Genomic DNA, 19,266 nt, shown 5'->3' with positions numbered 1-19,266 from the left:
TGTTATTTATTGTTGGTTGTTGGTTCTTGGTTGTTGCTCCCCCCTAGCCCGATGGCGGTCTAAGGGGGGGTTGGGGGGGTTTTGGTTGTTGGTTGTTTGTTATGTTTTGCCTTACCAATAACCAATAACCAATAAAAAATAAGTTTAGAAGTAGGATGGGCAATGCCCATCCTACTTGAGGTTACAGTTAGCGGATGGGATTTAATTCGGTATTAATTATTGGTTATTGGTTATTTTTGGGGATGTCAACCGAATAACGAACAACAAATAACGAATAACAAACAACGAACAACTTTTCAACAAACGAGGAAGTTCTATTCCACTCCTTCAATGGGGGCAAACCCTTGACGTTGAATATTTTCCGTGATGCTGCGCGCTTCTAGGAATTGCAGCAAGTAATCTGGGCCACCGGCTTTGGATCCTACCCCGGACAACTTAAAGCCACCAAAGGGTTGACGAGAGACGATCGCCCCGGTAATTCCCCGATTAATATACAAGTTTCCCACTTCAAACTCGGCTTTTGCCCGGTCGATATGGGAAGGAGTCCGGGAATATAGCCCCCCAGTTAAAGCGTAATTTGTCCCATTCGCCATATCTAAGGCTTCGGAGAAATCTTTTGCCCGCATGACCGCTAACACTGGGCCGAAGATTTCTTCTTGGGCAATGACCGCATCAGGTTTCACGTCAGTGAAAATCACCGGGCCGACAAAATAGCCGTTTTCTGGGCTGGGCATTTCCAACGCTAAAGTGGCTTCCCGTTTGCCTTGTTCGATATATTCGCGAATGCGGGCTTGGGCATTGGCATCAATCACCGGCCCGACTTGGGTACTGGGAACTTCCCCAGGCCCAATATTCAGCGATCGCGTCGCTTCCACCAAGCGATGCACAAAGGCATCATACACAGGTTCCAGCACGATCGCCCGCGAACAAGCGGAACATTTTTGTCCGCTGTAACCAAAAGCTGAGGCCACCACCCCGGCAACCGCTTGATCCAAATCGGCGCTTTCATCCACAATCACCGCATTTTTGCCGCCCATTTCCGCAATCACCCGTTTCAGGTGCTTTTGCCCCGGTTCCAAAATGGCCGCTGACCCATAAATTTGGCTGCCTACTTCCTGGGAACCCGTAAAGATAATCGTATGGACTTGCGGATGTTTCACCATATAAGTCCCCACCGTGGAACCTTTCCCCGGCACAAATTGGAACACCCCAGCCGGAATGCCCGCTTCTACCAAGATTTCCGTAATTTTGGCCGCAATCACACTGGTGACCGCTGCCGGTTTTAATAGGGTACAATTTCCCGCCACCAAAGAAGCCACGGTCATGCCTACAGGAATTGCCAGGGGGAAATTCCAGGGAGAAATCACCACGGAAATGCCACGAGGTTGATAATGATAGCGGTTAGTTTCCCCAGGAATATCATAGTTATAACCGGCTGCCAGCCGTTCCATTTCGTCCGCATAGTAGCGGCAAAAGTCGATCGCCTCAGAAACTTCTGGGTCTGCTTGCCGTAAAGTTTTGCCCGCTTCCAATACCATCCAAGCCACTAACTCATGGCGGCGTTGTTCCATAATTTCCGCAGCTTTCCGCAACACCCCAGCCCTTACCCGGACGGGAGTCTGGCGCCATGCGGGAAAGGCAGCTTTAGCAGCGCGAATGGCATTTTCCGCTTGTTCAATGGAAATCATGCCGATTTTGCCAATTACTTCGCTGTAGTGGGAAGGGTTGACGGAATCAACAGTTTCCAGAGTATTCACATATTCCCCATTAATCAACGGTGAATAGGTCTTACCCAGTTGTTGCCGGACGGTTTTTAAGGCTTGTTCGGCTTTTTGCCGCAGTTGGATATTCGCATAGTCCGTATCTGCCGCATTGGGAAATGCTTGTTTAGCGTGATATTCCGCTTTGGCTTGGGCTTCGGAAACCTTGGGGGCTGCTAATAATTGTTCTATCGGTCGGTCTTCTTGGCTTTGGCGGAGGAAAGAACTATTGGCGGTATTTTCCAATAACCGCCGAATTAAATAGGCCATTCCTGGCAGCAAGTCCCCATAAGGGCAGTACATCCGCACCCGATAGCCTCGTTGGACTAAGGCTTTGGCCAGTTTGTCCCCCATGCCGTAGAGGACTTGCATTTCAAAGCGTCGGCGCGGAATATTCAGGGTTTCGGCGATCGCCATTGCATGGGCTTGCGATCGCACATTATGGCTACCAATGGCGGCATATAAATATTGGTGATTTTCCATCAACAACTCGGTCATGCGCTCAAAGTTGGCATCGGTGGCGGCTTTATCATTAAAAACGGGTTGCGGCCAATGGTGTTGCTGGGATTTAATCGTTTCCTGATCCCAGTATGCCCCTTTCACCAAGCGCACTGTAATCGGGTTGCCCCGTTGTTTCGCCCACTCGATTAAATCTTGCAAATCCTGGTAGCTATCCCGCAAATAGGCTTGCAAGGTGACGCCGATATCCGTGCGATCGCGATACTCTTCCTCTAGGAGCAGTTTTTTCAGAATCGACAGAGTAATATCCTTATATTCATACTGTTCCATGTCAAAGTGAACTGCTGCCCCTACTTTTTTGGCATAACGTAACAGAGTATGAATGCGATCGCTCACCATCACCGTACTGCCTTGGGGGTCTACCGGGTCAAACTGGGAATAAAAAGCCGTCAGTTTCACCGACACTTGGACTTTCGGCAACGGTTGCCCGTCTGCCTCATCAATTTCTGGCACCTTTGACCACTTTTGGGCTACGGTGGTAAGCTCATCCATCAATTCCAAATAGCGATTTAAATATAATTGAGCTTCGGACTCAGTAATCACCGCCTCACCGAGCAAATCCATCGTAAACGCCATCTTATCTTTCCGCAGACGTTCAATGGTTTTAATCGATTGCTTGATATTTTCCCCAGAAATATATTTTTGGGCTAAGGTTTTGACTGCCGTCGCGACCGTAGTTGCAGCGATTTTACCTGCGGGAGAGTCTGTCCCAGTAAAACTCAGTAGCTTTTTCAGAGCATCGGGCAATTCCACTTCTTCTGTGGTGAGATATTCTTGGAGGTGACGGGCAATTTCTGGCTGACTGCGTAATGCTGGGAGGCAGTCAATAAAGCGAAAGAGTTGTACCCGTAGCCCAGGGTTGCTCATTGTCCAGTCCAGTAACTTATCATCCCAGCGCATTTGGTCTTGTAACTGAGCCAAAAACGAGCGTTTTTCTTGAGTTGCGGCCAAAAGTTCTTTGGCAATTGCTTGAGTTTTCGTTTCGTAGGTCGTGTGATTTTTCGAGAGTGCTAAAACCATAAGTATCCACTAGAAGATATGGGACAACATTAGACAAGAAACCGGCGATGGCCTAAATTATTCCTGACTTGATTCCTGAATTAATTGTACTTCCTCTGTGACCCTCTGTGACTCTGTGGTAGGGATTCTTTATTTCTTTATCACCACAGAGGCACAGAGGGTCACAGAGAGAAAACCTGTAATTTCGATCATATATTTTTTAACCAATATGTTCTTAACTCTCAGACTCGATCGCCAACAAGTTAAGTGTTTCTATCAATGCCCAATTGATCGCATTTGTTTGATTATCCTGCAATTGAGCCTGCTCGACAATTTGGCGATCGCGCAAGTTATCCCAGATAATACGCTACCGAATAATTCCCAGGTGATTCAAAATGGCGACATATTCACCATTAACGGTGGCACCACGGCGAGGCAAAACATATTTCATAGCTTCCAAGAATTTTCTGTATCCACGGAAACCGAAGCCTATTTTAACAACCCAGAGACTATCAATAATATTATCACCCGAATTACCGGGGCAAATCTTTCTCACATTGACGGATTAATTCGGGCTAATGGCAATGCTAACTTATTTTTAATCAATCCCAACGGCATATCCTTCTGCCCCAATGCCCAATTAGAAATTGGCGGCTCATGTATTGCCAGTACCGCTGACCAACTATTATTTAATGATGTTTCTGGGTTTTTAGTGCCAAAAACCCAGAAACATCATCATTGCTAACAATAAATCTACCTATCGGTTTACAGTTTGGCGTCAACCCAGGTAAAATTCAAATCCAGGGAGGAGAAAATGCCATTGTTTAAACCGCGTCCAGGTCTCTACCTGGAGTTTTTTAGGTAGAATCTTTCAGTCTGGACTACTTGCCTCAAACCCGTTTCCGGATTCGAGGGAGAACTTTTTCAACATGGACGAGGTTTAGGTAGAATCTTTCAATCTGGATTATTTGCCTCAAAACCGTTTCCGGCTTCGAGGGAGAAATTTTTTAATATGGACGAGGTTTAGATAAAAAATGCTACACTAATAAACTGGTTATGCTGACAACCATCATAAGCATATGCGGCACAATTCTGGGAGCAGGTTATGAAAAAAATTTTAGTGATTGAAGATGAAAAACCCGTCTTAACCAACATCATAGAAATTCTGGAATCAGGAGGTTTTAGGGCAATTGGCGCCGAAAATGGTGAGATAGGCGTTCAGTTGGCTACTCAAGAAATCCCCGATTTGATCATTTGTGACATTATGATGCCGGTTTTAGATGGATACGGAGTGCTGACTAAACTGCGTTCTCAGCCCTTAACCGAAATTATTCCGTTTATTTTTCTCACGGCTAAAGCAGATAAAGGGGATCTGCGTCAAGGGATGAATTTGGGAGCAGATGACTATATCTCTAAGCCGTTTCGCCGCAAAGAGTTGCTGGAAGCGGTGAACATCCGGCTGGAAAAACAAGCGGCAGTGATGCAAAAGTATATATCCCAGTTTCAAAGGGCGGAAGGATTACTGTCAAAAATGCAGGATCTCCAGCAACTCAGTGAAACCAAAGAGGGATTGCTGATGAAGTTAATCAGCGATTTACGGGATCCTCTATCCAAGATTAATTTGGCAATTAAGATGCTAAAAAATACCCCCCCAGGAGCATCACGCGATCGCTATTTAGAAATATTGCAAGAAGAGTTTGACAAAGAAATTGCCTTATTAAATCAAGTCTCTGATGTCCAAGAACTCTTGACCTTAGATAACGTCAAGTTGTTACGGCAATTTAACCTGATTGAAGCCAAATCCATTATGAAATCGGATAAAAAATTATATTAGGGAGAAAACAGCAGAAATTTAGCGTCCTCGGTTAAATCTGCCCAAGGCTATCCTGCCGTCAATAGATTGTCCGTAATATTGTTTTCACCACTGAACCGATGAGCATTTTGCCAGGGGGCGACTGATACAAATTCGTTCAAGACTCGAATGGCCAGCAGAAACCAGGGAAATGTTCGCTCAAAAGACTTCTGAGTCAGAGTCAGTTAAAATATAACTCATCAGCACAGTCCCGTGAAATAAATCCCTATTGTCCCAACTCCATCAGTCGATCGCAGAGGTTATGAACAAAATTTTAGTCATCGAAGACGAAGAAATCGTTCGGTCTAATATTGTGGAAATTTTAGAATCTGGTGATTTTGAAGCCATTGGCGCGGAAAATGGTCGCCGAGGTATTGAAATCGCCGTGAAGAATCTACCGAATTTGATTATTTGTGACGTAACAATGCCAGAACTGGATGGATATGGCGTACTGAAGCTATTGCGGCAAAATTCTTCCACCAAAACGATTCCATTTATTTTTTTGACGGCCAGGGCAGACAAAACGGATATTCGCACCGGGATGAATTTGGGGGCTGATGATTACTTGACCAAGCCCTTTCGCCGCACCGAACTGCTCACCGCTGTCACCGCACGATTGGCCAAACACCAGGCGATGACTGAACGTTACCACGATCAACTCGAAGTGGCGCAAAAGGAATTGATTCATTCTCTCTATTATGATCGGTTGACCAACTTGCCCAATCAACTGCTATTGCGAGAAAAGTTTGATGAAAGTCTGCTCCAAAAAGGTTCAGGTCAACCGCCGTCGATTTTAGTGATGGCGATCGATCGCTTTTACCGGATTGTGGAATCCTTGGGATATGCTTCGGGCGATCGGCTAATTCAAAATGTTGCCCACCGCTTAATTACCTGTGTTGATTTTGGCGATACCGTAGCCCGACTAAATACCGATCAATTTGCGATTATTTTAGCTTCAGAAAACCAACAATCTCTCGAACTTACCGAGCAAGCATCACAAGTTGCCCAAAGGATTATCGAACGTCTGTCAAAACCGATTACATTGGATCAACACAAAATTTCTCTGTCCGCCAGTATTGGGATTGCTTTGTCACCCAAAGATGGCGAAGATATTGACGAACTAATGCAACACGCGGAGGCGGCGCTTTCTTATGCCAAGCAACTCGGGGGCAATCAATTTCAATTTTATTCCCCAAATATCCAGGCGGTTTCGGTGGAATTGTTGAATCTAGAAACGAATTTAAGGTATGCCTTAGAACGTTCTCAATTTCAGATATATTACCAACCGCAAGTAGACTTAACCTCTGGGCGGATTATTGGGGCTGAAGCTTTGCTGCGCTGGATGCTTCCAGAACAAGGATTGATTTCTCCTGGACAATTTATTCCTTTGGCAGAACAAAATGGCTTGATTGTGCCGATCGGCGAATGGGTGCTGCAAACCGCTTGTCAACAAGTGAAGACCTGGCAAGATCGGGGCTTACCGCCGCTCCGCATTGCCGTTAATTTATCGGTTCGGCAATTCAATCAACCGGATTTGACTGAGAAAATTGTCAATATTTTGACAGACACTAAGTTAGAACCCCAGTATTTAGAGTTAGAACTGACGGAAAGTATGCTAGTGGATAATATTAAACTTGCCACCACTCATTTGAAAAAGTTAAAAGCTTTGGGAATTAGCATTTCCCTGGATGATTTTGGCACGGGTTATTCTTCTTTAGGTTATTTGCAGAACTTTAATTTAGATATTTTAAAAATAGATCGTTGTTTTGTCACTGATATTAATACCAATGAAAAAAATGCGACAATTACTAAGGCCATTATTTCTATGGCTCATGGACTGAACTTGCACGTGATTGCCGAAGGGGTGGAGACTGAAGCCGAACTAGAGTTTCTCAGAGAACAAAAATGTAACACAATTCAAGGTTATTTCTTTAGCCCCCCTGTGCCAGGAGATAAGTTGGAAGAAATGCTCAAAAACGGAACCAAGTTAAAATTACCTTCACGAGTTGAATGAAGGGATTAATTCAGCAGCCCGGTGTTTAGGAAAAAAACCGGGCTGGCAGTTATTGATTCACCAGTTTATTCACGAGGAGAACCCTTGAATTAAGGGCTGGTTGTGGTGGGGTGATGGGGGACTGGGCGGGGATCCGCGTGAAGCTTGCGCCCCAAAGCGCTTAGGGGCGAATCGCCTCAGAATCGGCAATTTGCAAGGGTGGACGACAGGCTAAATAAACCACTGGACCAAATAGAGGAATTAAGGCTACTAGCCAAAAAATCACTGGATTGTTAATGCCACGACGGGGGAGATCATCTCCCAGTAATGCGGGAAAAATAAGACTTAACACGCAGAAATCCAAGCTCATTACATGAATAAATCGGGAAGTTTGCCACTGCTGGATAAAATCTGCCCAATTGCCATTGATCAAACCTGATGCGAATAAAACAATGGTGCCAAGGGTTAACACCACTCCGGTTAAGCGAGCATCCAGGATGTTGAGCAAGAGATTTTTTTGCCCGGAAAACTGAGGATTCGGTTGACGCAAGGCAAAATAAGGCAACAAAGCAAAAGCTCCCAAAGCCCAAGACCCCAAGGCAAATGGCCAAGCGGGGATTTTTTGCCCCCGGCCATCAATTAAAAGGATGCAAGTATAAACCATCGGCCAAATCCCCATCAAATTAAATAGAGAAATAATTAGGGGATTAATGTTTTCCCATTTCCCCGTGGAGAGATTGGTAATTAGGGCGATCGTGTCCGGTTGGTCGGGCGGGGCAAAAATAAACGCATATATTACAAATCCCAGCCATAGTAGTCCAAAGCCTATTTTGCTCAACATATACAAACTCCGTTCAATGGTAGATTAAGCTAAAACCATCCATATTAAGCACTTATGCTCATGCACGAATGATCGATCGACAAATTATCGGTCAATCATTCGGTTAATCATGCCATCTAATGCTAAAATGTCACCACGTCACCACAAATTATTAAAATTTTATGTAAATTACTTTTTTTAGGTTAATTTGTGGTAAAGAGCGGTTTCCAAGTCTGAGATGTCCGTATGGGCGATCATCTTAGGTGATTCACTCTCTTTCTGGGGGATTGATCGTTTGGAGCAACATTAGCATTTACCCAGAAGGCGATCGCATATACAGGGAAGTAAACATATGGAACGCAATGAAATTCTCGATTTATACGCCAGCGGTCAGAGAGATTTCACCGGGGCTGACCTCAGTGGACTAGACCTCAGTCGCTGTCATTTACCGGGCATTATCTGGACTAGCGCCAACCTGAAAGGCACCAATTTGAGTCGGGCGCACCTGACAGGAGCGAACTTAAGTCAAGCCAACTTATACTGGGCGAATCTTAATTTCGTCAAGATGGACAAAAGCAAGCTCCCAGATGCTAATTTAGCCAAAGCCACCATGACCGGCGCCAATTTTGCCAAAGCCAAACTTCCTAGAGCCAACTTAACTGGCACCAATATGGTCGGGGCGAATTTCTTCCAAGCCAACCTGCGTAGTGCCAACTTTGGTTGTGCCAATTTGGAATGGATTAACTTGCGTGGCGCTAACCTGAGTGGGGCAAATTTTAGCTGGGCGAATCTGTCATTTGCCAGACTTAGCGGCGCCATGTTATATGGCGCCGTTTTTCATGGGATTAACCTGGAAGAAGCTTATTTAAATGGAGTGGATCTGACGGGTTCCAATTTAGTCGCCGTTAATCTCAAAGGGGCGAAAATGAATGGGATTAAATTAGAGGGAGCAAATTTAATCGCAGCGAATCTCACTGAAGCCCAACTGCGAGGAGCGAATTTATCTGGAGCCGATCTCACCGAAGCCAAATTAGTTCTCACATGGCTGGATCACGCCAATCTCAATTGGACTTGTTTGCGGCGCACGGATTTTAAATGTGCGGATCTGAGCAATGCCACTTTAATTGGGGCAAATATATCCGAGGCAAATTTTACGGATACGATTTTACCGGAAAAGACGAAACGCTATTTCTGCTTAACCAGTAACCATCAAGAATTGAACCAAGAGTTTGAATCGTTCATTGATGCTAAAATTGATTCTCAAGCAACAACTTTGAGAGTTACAGTAATTTAAATGCCGTAATTCAAAGGCCGGTAATTTAAAGGCAGCCAGGGAAAAAGCTAGTTTTTGGCCATTTTTCCGGGAATTGTGGGTCAAAACCACTGGCAAAAGAGCCGATCGGCACCTGAAATACTTCTCCCTTTTCAGACAGGATCGAAGGTGGTGGGCTTTCCGCCCACCCTACATCTGATGGTGATGCAATTTTTTACACAATGGTTGCCAATTGTGCCGCCACATCTTGGGTGGTATCAATCGTTTTCACCAATGGCTGTTCCGCCTCAGTAAATGGTTCGGTTGCGGCTAGTTGACTGGCAAGTAAATCAGCGGTGGCGTCAGAAATATCTCCACTGCGTTGACTGAGCCAGTGACGCAATACCGCTTCCGGTGCGGTGCAATGCAGAATGGTGACGGGCAAGCTCTGGGCTTTTGCGGCGGCGATCGCCTCTGAGCGTAACTGAATGCGATCGTATTTCGCATCTAAAATCACCGGAAACCCAGATTTTGTCAGCATAATGCCCAATTCTAACAAACGTTGATAAGTTTTCTGGGTCATTTCCGGAGAATAAATTTCATTACCACCCCGTTCATTTAAACCAATACCCGCCAAATGTTTACGCACCGCATCAGAACGTAAGTGAATCGCCCCAATTTTTTCCGCTAAAATGCGAGCCGTCGTTGATTTTCCAGACCCGGATACTCCAGACATTAAAAATAACCGACCTTCACCGGGCTGAGTATATTCCCAAGCCAATTTATAATACTCTGCCGCTGCTTTTTCTGCCTGAGCTTTTTGGTCAGCGGGAACCCCTGGGTCATCTAACAAGAAAGACGTGACTTTAGCGCGGACATAAGCTTGGCGACTTAAATATAAAGGCAATAATTGCAATCCTGCCCAATCAGCGGTTTGCTCAATATAGGTGTTTAAAAACACATTGGCTAAATCTTTTCGTCCCCGGGCTTCAATGTCCATCACCGCAAAAGCCACATCATACATCGTATCGACAAAGCGGAATGGCTCGTTAAATTCAATACAGTCAAACAGGACGTTTTTTTCATCAATGATGGCAATATTTTTCAGGTGTAAATCTCCGTGGCATTCCCGGATTTTTTCCTGGGCAATCCGCTCTTGAAATAGGGCAGCTTTTTCGCCAAAAAAGCTATCGGTATAGGCTTTGGTTTGGTCAAACTGTGCTTGGGTTTGTGGCCCGCCAATATATTTCTCACTCTGGGCATAATTTTCGTCAAAAGCCTGACGAATTTGCGCTACTTCCCCAAATTTGAGAATGTAATCGTTGGTAGCGGTTTGGCGGTGGAAATCAGCCACTACTTTGCCCAACTCTTGCATTTCCGTTTGATTCAGCTTTCCGGCTTCAAACAGGTTAATCAGCAGAGCATCTTGGGGAAATTGGCGCATTTTTAAGGTATATTCCACTGGTTCGCCATGACCGCCTAGTTGATATTTATCCCCGGTTTGGGTAATGGGCAATACTTCTAGATAAATGTCCGGCGCACTGCGTCGGTTCATCCGCAATTCTTCCCCACAAAAATGCTGGCGTTTTGCCAAAGTTGAGAAATCCAAAAAGCCAAAATTGACGGGTTTTTTTAGTTTGTATGCATAAGCCCCAGCCAACAGTACAAAAGAAACATGGGTTTGGATTAATTTCACAGGTTCTGGCACCGGATGGGGATAGAACTCTGGCTGTAACATTTGTTGAATAACTGGGGGAAGATTGGTATCAGTCATGTTTTTTCTTTTCCTTTTTTCCTTGCTGGTGTTTTTGATTTTGGATCGGTTTTCTGATCCTAATCCTAGGTTATTGCGGCGAAATCTGTCAGATCGTCATTACAAAAAAACCAGGGATATTCCCCTGGTTGGTTCAAAGATTTTTTACTTAGGTGCCGCTACGTCTAATTGGCTCCTCCGTCTCCCTCATATCCACCTTGACTACCTAAGACCGTCACGACCACTTGATTGCCATCGGTAATCAACGGGGTGACACCGGCAGGCAGAACCAGTTCACTGATATGCAGGGCACTGCCCACTTGCAGACTAGAAATATCCACTTCAATTTTTTCCGGGATGCTATCGGGAGCGCATTTGACTTCTAGTTCAGTCAGGACTGGGTCTAGTAAACCACCATTCAACTTCACTCCAGGAGATTCACCGACGAATGCTAGGGGAATAGTGACTTCCACGCTGTCTTGTGCGGAAATCGCAAAAAAGCTGAGGTGATAGACTAAAGGTCTGCAAGGATGACTTTGAACTTCCCGCAACAGGGTTTTACCATTCCAAGAGAGTTCAGGAATGGTTAAATTTACCAAAGTGTTATTGACTGAAGCACTTTTGAGCAACAGTTCGGCGGCTTTAGCATTAACGGTGAGGGAAATCGATTCTGCCCCGTTGTGACCGTAGAGGGCGGCAGGAATTAATCCATCACGACGCAGGGCTTTGGTTTTGCTGCCTTCAGGGCGTTTTTGACATTCAAGTGTAAGTTCCATTTTGATTGATTGTTGGTTTTAGGTTGTCGTGATTAACTTTGTCTAAGATTTCAGTGTCAGTTCTGTCAGTTCTATTGGTCGATCGCTGGGATTGGTGCTTGTTTAGCCATCAGGCTTTTGAACTATGTCTGGCTTCAGTTCAGCCAGGAAGATGATTCCAGCCGATGATTCAAATCACGGCGATCGCCGTCAATAGAGATTGACAAACATACAATCTTAGCATTTTTTCCTTGAGTTTTTTGGCTGATTCAAGGCAAATTAGCCTGCATTTCTCCTGGTTTAGCGGATCAGAAATCAAGGTTTGGCGCTGACCGGGGTGCCATTGGCATCTAACAAGGCTCGTTTTGGCCCGTGGATCGGGTCTTCGACAATGATGGTTTGGTCGCGATCGGCTCCAAGAGAGACAATGGCAATGGGGACTTCCATCAGTTCAGCCAGGAATTTGAGATAGTCCAGGGCCTCCTTGGGTAAGTCTTCCAGGGTGCGGCAATTTTCCGTAGATTGCTTCCAACCGGGTACGGTTTCATAAATCGGTTGACAACGGGCAAATTGACGGGCATTGTTGGGGAAGTTTTCACAGCGAACGCCATCGATTTCGTAGGCGACACAAACTTTGATTTCTTCTAAGGTGTCGAGTACGTCCATTTTGGTAATGGCCAAACAATCTAGACCATTGATCCGCACCGCATAACGACCGATGACCGCATCAAACCAACCGCAACGCCGTTTGCGACCAGTGGTGGTGCCAAATTCTGCCCCGCGATCGCACAACAACTCGCCAATTCCTTCTTTCATTTCCGTGGGAAATGGCCCTTCCCCCACACGAGTGGTATAGGCTTTGGAGACCCCAATCACGCGGTCAATCATTGTCGGGCCAACTCCTGCCCCGACACAAGCCCCACCAGCCACCGGGTTAGAGGAGGTGACATAAGGATAGGTGCCGTGATCCAAGTCCAGTAAGGTGCCTTGGGCGCCTTCAAACAAAATATTGCGCCGTTCTTTGATTGCGTCATAGATTTTCAAGGACGCATCGACGACATGGGGTCGCAGGCGATCGGCGTATTCCAGGTACTCGGCGATCACCGTTTGCGGATCTAACGGCGGCAAGTCATAGAGCTTTTCTAAAATGACATTCTTATAATTGATCGTCCAAATCAGTTTTTCTTTCAGCCCATCTGGATCCATTAAGTCCAGGATCCGAATGCCAGTCCGCTCTGACTTGTCCGCATAAGTTGGGCCAATGCCCCGTCCCGTGGTGCCAATTTTATTATTGCCCCGTTTTTCTTCCGATGCCTCGTCAATGAGTCGATGGTAAGGCATGGTGACATGGGCAGTCTGAGACACCATCAAATTTTTTGTGGAAATATTCAGACCCTCTAGCTGATCCAGTTCTTGAATCAAAACTTTCGGGTCAATCACCGTCCCTGATCCAATGATACATTCAGTGGCAGGATAAAGAATACCAGAAGGAATCAGGTGCAGTTTAAAGGTCTGGTCGTTTACCACAACCGTATGACCGGCGTTGACCCCTCCTTGGTAACGTACTACTACGTTGGCTGACTTGCTGAGTAAGTCAGTGATTTTACCTTTTCCTTCATCGCCCCATTGGGCGCCTATAACAACGACGTTAGCCAAGGGTCTGTCCAGCTAGAGTTTACACAATCTTCTATTATTGTTTAAGCGGGTTCAAAATGTCAATTTCTTTTTAGCCAAATTTGATAAATTTTTTGTTAAAATTTATGAAGCGGCAGCCAAACATCCTTTGAGTGCCTAGAATTGGGGAGATTTGGCAGGGGCAGGACTGATGAACCGGGGGATGAATGGTTAGCGATCGCATTAATCCCATTAGCGGCAACCGGCAATGTGCTTATGTAAGAGCATTCGCCGAGGTCGCCAAAAGAACCAAGACATCCAATAAGGTTCGATGTACTGTAACCGATACCCATGATGAAAGTAAAGCTGTTTGGCGGCTTGGTTATTTTCTAGGACGTGCAAAAAAAGCTCATTAAACCCCCACTCTAGGGCAATTTCTTCACAACGATGCAATAATTGGGCGGCTACCCCTTGGCGCCGATATGGGGGAGAAACCGCGAGGTTGGATAAGTATAAGCATCGAGAAGCGAGATTTTGTCCCACCGAGGGGCTTTTGCTGCCCATTTCCACGGTGCCAATGATGGGACGATCGCTGACGGGAAGGTTCAGCGGGTTGGAGGCGATCGCCACTAGGCATATGTAATGGGGTGAAATGGATTGCATCCGGGTGCGTAAATCTTCATAAATTCCCAGGCGAAACAAGGGATTTAACCAGAAGTTTATTCCTCCTTGAGAGTGAAAACTTTCGGTTAAAATATCTGCCACTTTTATCAGTTCTTTAAATTGCACCGCACGAACCAAAACGGCAGGAGAACCGGCGGCACGGTCTGCCGGTTCTGGATCGGGTCTGATAGCGCTGAAACTAGAAGTCACAATTTAATGGAAAAGGAAATGAAGGCAATTAGCAGTAATTATTTTAAATCTAGTCGATTTCAGCGAGTTTTTCTCAACCGGGCTGAATAATTTATCAGTAATTCAGTAGTAATTCAGTAGTAATGATGAATGTTAGCACGATTCCGGCGCTGGTCTTTGGCGGCCACCTGAACCAGGGCGGGGGAATTATCCTGCATTGATATGTTAATGGGTGGCTACCATAAGATATTTGGGAGCATAAGGTGGCATTTTTGATGGGCGATCGCGCATCAGTCAAGGGGCGCTGCATTAATCCCGACAGACTGAAACCTTGGCTATGGGGAAATTGAGGATTTAGCCCTAAATGTTTCCTCCTGTTTCCTCATGCTTCCTCCCTCGACCCCTAAATATTTTTTTACCCAGAGATAAATAGCCCCAATTTATGCGGGATGGCTATTCTGGGTGATCTGGGATTTTTCCCCTGACAATTTATCTGCCTTTCTGTCAATCAGCCAATAGGTAATCATGTCTCCTTTGCCCTTGACAAATATTTGACCGCGTTTTTCCACAACATACCGATCTTTTAATAATTCATAAGTGTCACCAGTAATTTGAATTTTGCCGGGAATTCCTGATGATTCCATCCGGGAGGCAACATTAACCGTATCTCCCCATAAGTCATAACTAAACTTTTTCTTGCCAATCACGCCCGCCACCACCGGCCCACTATGAATGCCAATTCTAATTTGAAATTCCTCTCGATTTTCTAGGGAAAATTGCTGGATCGAGCCTTGCATATCCAAGGCCATTTCGGCGATCGCCTGGGCATGATTTTTGCGCTGGACGGGTAAACCAGCGGCCACCATATATGCATCCCCAATGGTTTTAATCTTTTCTAATTGATACTTTTCGGCCAATTTATCAAACTTGGAAAACATCTCATTGAGCAGTTTTACTAAGTCGATGGGGGATAATCGAGCGGAAAGAGGAGTAAACCCGACAATATCGGAAAATAAAATACTCACCTCATCAAAATGTTCGGCGATCGCATCCGTGGATTGTTTCAACTGTTCGGCAATGGTTTTCGGCAGAATATTCAGCAGTAAACTTTCTGATTGTTGTTGGGCAAGATGCAGGGCTAACTCGGCTTCTTTGCGATCGCTAATATCTCGCGCTACCCAGATCACGGAATTTTCCGACATGGGAGAAACCCGGGCGGTAAACCATTTTGCTTCGGTATCGACGGTCAAGCGGTAATCAAAATTCAAAGTTTCTTGGGTTTCTAAAACCCGTTGAATTTTATCCTGAAGCCATTGAAAATTTTCTTCCAGACAAAAATGTTCAATAGTTAAGCCAATAATATCAATATCTGGGCTATATAAAGCGGCAGGATTGGTAGGGGCTATTTCAAAGTTGCCATCGGTATCTAGCACCAGGATGAGATCAGTCATCGCTGCAAAAAATGCCCGCATTTTTCTTTCAGAAGTTTGGAGTTGCTGCTCGACAATGTGGCGATCGCGAATTTCTCGTTCTAACTGTTCGGTTTTTGCTTCAAGTTGCTGTTGTAATTCTTGAGTATAGACCGCTGATTTTTCGGCAGACTGCTGCATTTCCTGCATCATCTCGTCCAAAGAATGCGCCAGAATTGCCAATTCTTTGACCATAATCCTGTCAACGGTAATCCTGTCAATGGTTTGCCCGGTTTTCCCTTGGGCGATCTCCTGAGCTGCTTCCCTTAACTGACGAATTCGCTGACGCATAAATTCCGTGATCGTTAGCGCCGTTAAACTGGTTAATCCCAGCGCCCCTATGCCAATTAAAATGGCCTTGCCAAGATCCGCATTAATTGGAGCCATCAAAGCTGATTCGGGAATCAATATAAAGAGCAGCCAATCCAACTCAGGACCCTGGGCAATCGGGGTGACGTGGAAAACGTAAGACTGACCATTGAATGTAAAACGGTAGCGCTGACTTTGATCAATTTCCGCCCAGTCTTGACGATCAAGTTGTAAAAATTGCATGGCGGATTGAATTAACTCGTCACCGTTAGGCATTGTCTTAATGCTTTCCGGGGCTTCAGAGTTAGGAATCAAAGGCAAGTTTGACTCTCGACGGACTACAATTTTCCCGGAGCGTTCCACAATGGCAATTTGTTTAAATTGGTTTATGTTTAAACTTTGAAGAAGATTACCAATTTCTGAAGGGGTTAGTACGCGATCGGGGGGATTGCCCAACTGATTCACTCGCTGTTTTACTTGGGCAGCAACTTCAGTCATTAACTGGCTTGATAAGTCATTCACAGCCTTTTTGCCGTTGTACCATGATAGCCCCGCAGTCAGCCCCACAGCGACTAAAATTTGCAGTGCAAAGGGGATGATTAGCATTAAGCGCAGTGGCACTTTGACCGAATTATGGAGCATTGGATTCGCGGAAGTTGGGAAAGACATCACTTGGAACCATTCAGATTAATTGATTTATTATGGTATCGAGAGTCAATTCTTGCTAGTCAGTGGGTGAAATAGGAAATTTCTGATCGCGTTTATTATGTTTACTCGCCATTGAACCGCTGATTCATTTCAGCTATGACTTGAGGTTTAGTCGGACATCGATTTAAGGCTAAAAATGACAACCGATCGCTACCCGTGAAATCGCAGATGTTCAACTGATTTCCTCCAAGGGGTTTTCTGTGTTCCGGTACAGATCATCGGGGTTTCTGAGGACAGCCTTAAATTGATTTCGTGAGTTTATTTTAGCGGAAAAATAATCCAAAATACCTATGATCGAGCAAGGAAAAAACAAATCATTTCACTGCGTAGGCGCGATCGCCCAGGGGTCTGCACATTGTAAAATTTGCCTGTAGAAGATTGGCAAAGTCACAAATGAGCACAGAAATGGAAATCAGCGATCGTTATCGCACACAACTGCCGCAAATCGATATGCCCCCACGACTATTATTAGGCCCAGGCCCGTCCAATGCCCATCCCCGGGTATTGGCCGCCCTGGGTTTACGCCAAGTCGGGCATTTGGATCCGGCATTTCTGCAACTAATGAACGAAATCCAAGACTTGCTACGCTATGCGTGGCAAACGGACAACCGGCTGACGATCGCCATCAGTGGCGCTGGCAGTGCCGCAATGGAAGCCACCTTAGCAAACACCGTAGAACCGGGAGATGTAGTGTTAGTCGGAGTCAAAGGTTACTTTGGACATCGCCTGGTGGATATGGCAACTCGTTACGGCGCTGATGTCCGCAAACTAACGAAACCTTGGGGCGAAGCATTTACCCTGGAGGAAATTCGCCAAGCCTTAGAAACCCATCAACCGAAAATCCTCGCCTTAGTCCATGCGGAAACTTCCACGGGGGTGCGCCAGCCCTTAGAAGGGATCGGCGACCTTTGTCACAAACATGGTTGCTTATTGCTCGTAGATACGGTGACAAGTTTAGGGGGAGTGCCATTATTCATCGATGAATGGGGTATAGACCTGGCCTATAGTTGCAGTCAGAAAGGCCTCGGATGTCCCCCCGGAATTAGCCCGTTTACCATGAGTCCTCGGGCTGTGGAAAAATTGCACCAACGTAAATCTGTGGTGCCTAACTGGTATTTGGATATGTCCCTATTGACCAAATATTGGGGAGATGAACGGATTTACCATCACACCGCCCCGATTAATATGAACTATGCCTTGCGCGAAGCGTTGCGTTTAATTGCGGAAGAAGGATTGGGCGCTCGCTGGGAACGTCATCGCCTCAATGCTGAATTATTGTGGGCAGGATTGGAGGATTTAGGCTTAGTTTGTCATGTGGCGAAAGAATTTCGCTTGCCCACTTTAATCACGGTACGCATCCCTGATGGCGTCAATGGCAAGGCCGTGAGTCAAAAACTCATGCATGACTACAATGTGGAAATTGGCAACGGTTTAGGTGAGTTAGCGGGTAAAGTCTGGCGGATTGGTTTGATGGGATATAATAGCCGCCCGGAAAATGTGCTGCTGCTGTTAGAAGCTTTGAAACGGGTTTTAGCTGCGGCTTAAAAGGCTTAAAATATTATGTTGGTTACTGGTTATTAGTTGTTGGTTATTCGTTATTAGTTATTATTGGTTAGTGGTTATTTAGCCACATAAAGAATCCACATAAAGAATAATGAATAACCAATAGCCAATAACTAACAACAGTCTGTAGGGGCGAATCCCTATTCGCCCGTACCAGTCAACAATTAACAGTTAACATTTAATTAAGATAATGACGATTTATTTTTACAAGGTGGAAAATCCTTATGGCTATTTGTCCAATTTCTCTCTGCACGGAATTTATCTAGATAGTGCCGAATGGCTAACGGTCGAACATTACTATCAAGCGCAAAAATTTGTCGGCAGTCCGAATGAATCGGTGATTCCCTTGATTGCGGCAGCCCCAACCCCAGAAGCGGCAGCGGCTTTAGGCCGCGATCGCACCCTGATCCTCCGGTCTGACTGGGAGCAAGTCAAACGACCCATTATGCGATCGGCAGTTTTACAGAAGTTTCTCTCTCACCGGGATATTCAGCAACAACTTTTAGACACAGGAGATGAAACACTGATCGAAGACTCACCCAAAGATTATTACTGGGGATGCGGGGCTGATCATACCGGCCATAACTACTTAGGAAAAATTCTGATGGCGGTGCGCGAAGAAATCCGACTCCGGCTTCAATCTTCCTGAGTTATACTCCATAAGAAAATCTCAAATTAGCTGAGTAGTCGGGGCTTGCTCCCGTCTCGCCTCTCAGTATTTTTTCAGTATTTTTTATAAAGTTTAAGTTGAAATCGGCCAACCAACAGGGAACAGGCAACAGGGAACCGGGAACTGGGAACTGGGAACAGGGAAGCAGAGGAGCAGAGGAGCAGAGGAGCAGAGGAGAGAGTGAATAGTGAATAGTGAAAGGGAGGATGCATAGGAAAGAGGATGCATAGGAAAGAGGAAAGAGGATGCATAGGAAAGAGGAAAGAGGATGCATAGGAAAGAGGATGCATAGGAAAGAGGATGCATAGGAAAGATATTCTCTCCTCTCTTTTCTCTCCTCTCTTTTCTCTCTTGGCCATTCGCCCCTACGACTTTTGT

At 45.5% G+C, this 19,266-nt stretch carries 13 protein-coding genes; 6 read left to right on the top strand and 7 right to left on the bottom strand.

Going from position 1 to position 19,266, the window contains the following annotated elements; all coding sequences use genetic code 11:
- Positions 1-314: 314 nt before the first annotated feature.
- The gene (gene pruA / locus ABWT76_RS20285) at positions 315-3,299 is read right to left on the bottom strand and encodes an L-glutamate gamma-semialdehyde dehydrogenase (protein WP_054465227.1); all 2,985 of its coding nucleotides are present in this window, start codon (positions 3,297-3,299) and stop codon (positions 315-317) included.
- A 208-nt stretch (positions 3,300-3,507) separates the two neighbouring features.
- On the opposite strand from pruA, the gene ABWT76_RS20280 reads away from it, so the two are divergent.
- The 3 genes from ABWT76_RS20280 (at position 3,508) to ABWT76_RS20270 (ending at position 7,144) form a co-directional block, all read left to right on the top strand.
- Positions 3,508-4,023 (top strand): filamentous hemagglutinin N-terminal domain-containing protein, encoded by a 516-nt coding sequence (locus ABWT76_RS20280; RefSeq protein WP_054465228.1) that lies wholly within the window; start codon positions 3,508-3,510, stop codon positions 4,021-4,023.
- A 360-nt stretch (positions 4,024-4,383) separates the two neighbouring features.
- Positions 4,384-5,112, top strand: coding sequence for a response regulator (locus ABWT76_RS20275; protein ID WP_054465229.1), 729 nt, complete (start codon positions 4,384-4,386; stop codon positions 5,110-5,112).
- A 280-nt stretch (positions 5,113-5,392) separates the two neighbouring features.
- A complete protein-coding gene (locus ABWT76_RS20270; RefSeq protein ID WP_054465230.1) occupies positions 5,393-7,144 on the top strand; it encodes a GGDEF domain-containing response regulator in 1,752 nt (583 codons plus the stop codon).
- A 160-nt stretch (positions 7,145-7,304) separates the two neighbouring features.
- Here the strand turns inward: ABWT76_RS20270 and ABWT76_RS20265 are convergent, their stop codons facing one another.
- Positions 7,305-7,964, bottom strand: coding sequence for a hypothetical protein (locus ABWT76_RS20265; protein WP_054465231.1), 660 nt, complete (start codon positions 7,962-7,964; stop codon positions 7,305-7,307).
- Positions 7,965-8,295: 331 nt separating this feature from the next.
- Between ABWT76_RS20265 and ABWT76_RS20260 the strand changes: the two genes are divergently transcribed.
- A complete protein-coding gene (locus tag ABWT76_RS20260; RefSeq protein WP_072160686.1) occupies positions 8,296-9,237 on the top strand; it encodes a pentapeptide repeat-containing protein in 942 nt (313 codons plus the stop codon).
- Between the two features lie 193 nt (positions 9,238-9,430).
- Here the strand turns inward: ABWT76_RS20260 and ABWT76_RS20255 are convergent, their stop codons facing one another.
- The 5 genes from ABWT76_RS20255 to ABWT76_RS20235 form a co-directional block, all read right to left on the bottom strand.
- Positions 9,431-10,969 carry an AAA family ATPase gene (locus ABWT76_RS20255; RefSeq protein WP_054465232.1) on the bottom strand — a complete coding sequence of 513 codons (1,539 nt, stop codon included), beginning with the start codon at positions 10,967-10,969 and terminating at the stop codon, positions 9,431-9,433.
- Positions 10,970-11,133: 164 nt separating this feature from the next.
- Positions 11,134-11,724 (bottom strand): 50S ribosomal protein L25/general stress protein Ctc, encoded by a 591-nt coding sequence (locus ABWT76_RS20250; RefSeq protein WP_054465233.1) that lies wholly within the window; start codon positions 11,722-11,724, stop codon positions 11,134-11,136.
- A 294-nt stretch (positions 11,725-12,018) separates the two neighbouring features.
- A complete protein-coding gene (locus ABWT76_RS20245; protein WP_054465234.1) occupies positions 12,019-13,359 on the bottom strand; it encodes an adenylosuccinate synthase in 1,341 nt (446 codons plus the stop codon).
- 210 nt (positions 13,360-13,569) lie between these two features.
- On the bottom strand, positions 13,570-14,190 hold the full coding sequence (locus ABWT76_RS20240) for an N-acetyltransferase (RefSeq protein ID WP_054465235.1): 621 nt from the start codon (positions 14,188-14,190) through the stop codon (positions 13,570-13,572).
- A gap of 419 nt (positions 14,191-14,609) precedes the next feature.
- A complete protein-coding gene (locus ABWT76_RS20235) occupies positions 14,610-16,589 on the bottom strand; it encodes an adenylate/guanylate cyclase domain-containing protein (protein ID WP_242049772.1) in 1,980 nt (659 codons plus the stop codon).
- 459 nt (positions 16,590-17,048) lie between these two features.
- Between ABWT76_RS20235 and ABWT76_RS20230 the strand changes: the two genes are divergently transcribed.
- Together ABWT76_RS20230 and ABWT76_RS20225 are read left to right on the top strand one after the other, a co-directional pair.
- On the top strand, positions 17,049-18,200 hold the full coding sequence (locus ABWT76_RS20230) for an alanine--glyoxylate aminotransferase family protein (protein WP_190877305.1): 1,152 nt from the start codon (positions 17,049-17,051) through the stop codon (positions 18,198-18,200).
- A gap of 208 nt (positions 18,201-18,408) precedes the next feature.
- Complete coding sequence (locus tag ABWT76_RS20225; RefSeq protein WP_054465237.1) at positions 18,409-18,867, top strand: NADAR family protein; 459 nt, start codon at positions 18,409-18,411, stop codon at positions 18,865-18,867.
- Positions 18,868-19,266 lie beyond the last annotated feature (399 nt).

This window comes from Planktothricoides raciborskii GIHE-MW2 (assembly GCF_040564635.1).
In the GTDB taxonomy this organism is placed as follows: domain Bacteria; phylum Cyanobacteriota; class Cyanobacteriia; order Cyanobacteriales; family Laspinemataceae; genus Planktothricoides; species Planktothricoides raciborskii.
The sequence above is the reverse complement of the archived record's forward strand: the minus strand, read 5'-3'. Positions and strand labels throughout refer to the sequence as shown.

Coding starts and splice junctions, on each gene's coding strand:
- pruA (WP_054465227.1), bottom strand. CDS start 3,299: ATGGTTTTAGCACTCTCGAAAAATCACACGACCTACGAAACGAAAACT.
- ABWT76_RS20280 (WP_054465228.1), top strand. CDS start 3,508: ATGTTCTTAACTCTCAGACTCGATCGCCAACAAGTTAAGTGTTTCTAT.
- ABWT76_RS20275 (WP_054465229.1), top strand. CDS start 4,384: ATGAAAAAAATTTTAGTGATTGAAGATGAAAAACCCGTCTTAACCAAC.
- ABWT76_RS20270 (WP_054465230.1), top strand. CDS start 5,393: ATGAACAAAATTTTAGTCATCGAAGACGAAGAAATCGTTCGGTCTAAT.
- ABWT76_RS20265 (WP_054465231.1), bottom strand. CDS start 7,964: ATGTTGAGCAAAATAGGCTTTGGACTACTATGGCTGGGATTTGTAATA.
- ABWT76_RS20260 (WP_072160686.1), top strand. CDS start 8,296: ATGGAACGCAATGAAATTCTCGATTTATACGCCAGCGGTCAGAGAGAT.
- ABWT76_RS20255 (WP_054465232.1), bottom strand. CDS start 10,969: ATGACTGATACCAATCTTCCCCCAGTTATTCAACAAATGTTACAGCCA.
- ABWT76_RS20250 (WP_054465233.1), bottom strand. CDS start 11,724: ATGGAACTTACACTTGAATGTCAAAAACGCCCTGAAGGCAGCAAAACC.
- ABWT76_RS20235 (WP_242049772.1), bottom strand. CDS start 16,589: ATGCTCCATAATTCGGTCAAAGTGCCACTGCGCTTAATGCTAATCATC.
- ABWT76_RS20230 (WP_190877305.1), top strand. CDS start 17,049: ATGAGCACAGAAATGGAAATCAGCGATCGTTATCGCACACAACTGCCG.
- ABWT76_RS20225 (WP_054465237.1), top strand. CDS start 18,409: ATGACGATTTATTTTTACAAGGTGGAAAATCCTTATGGCTATTTGTCC.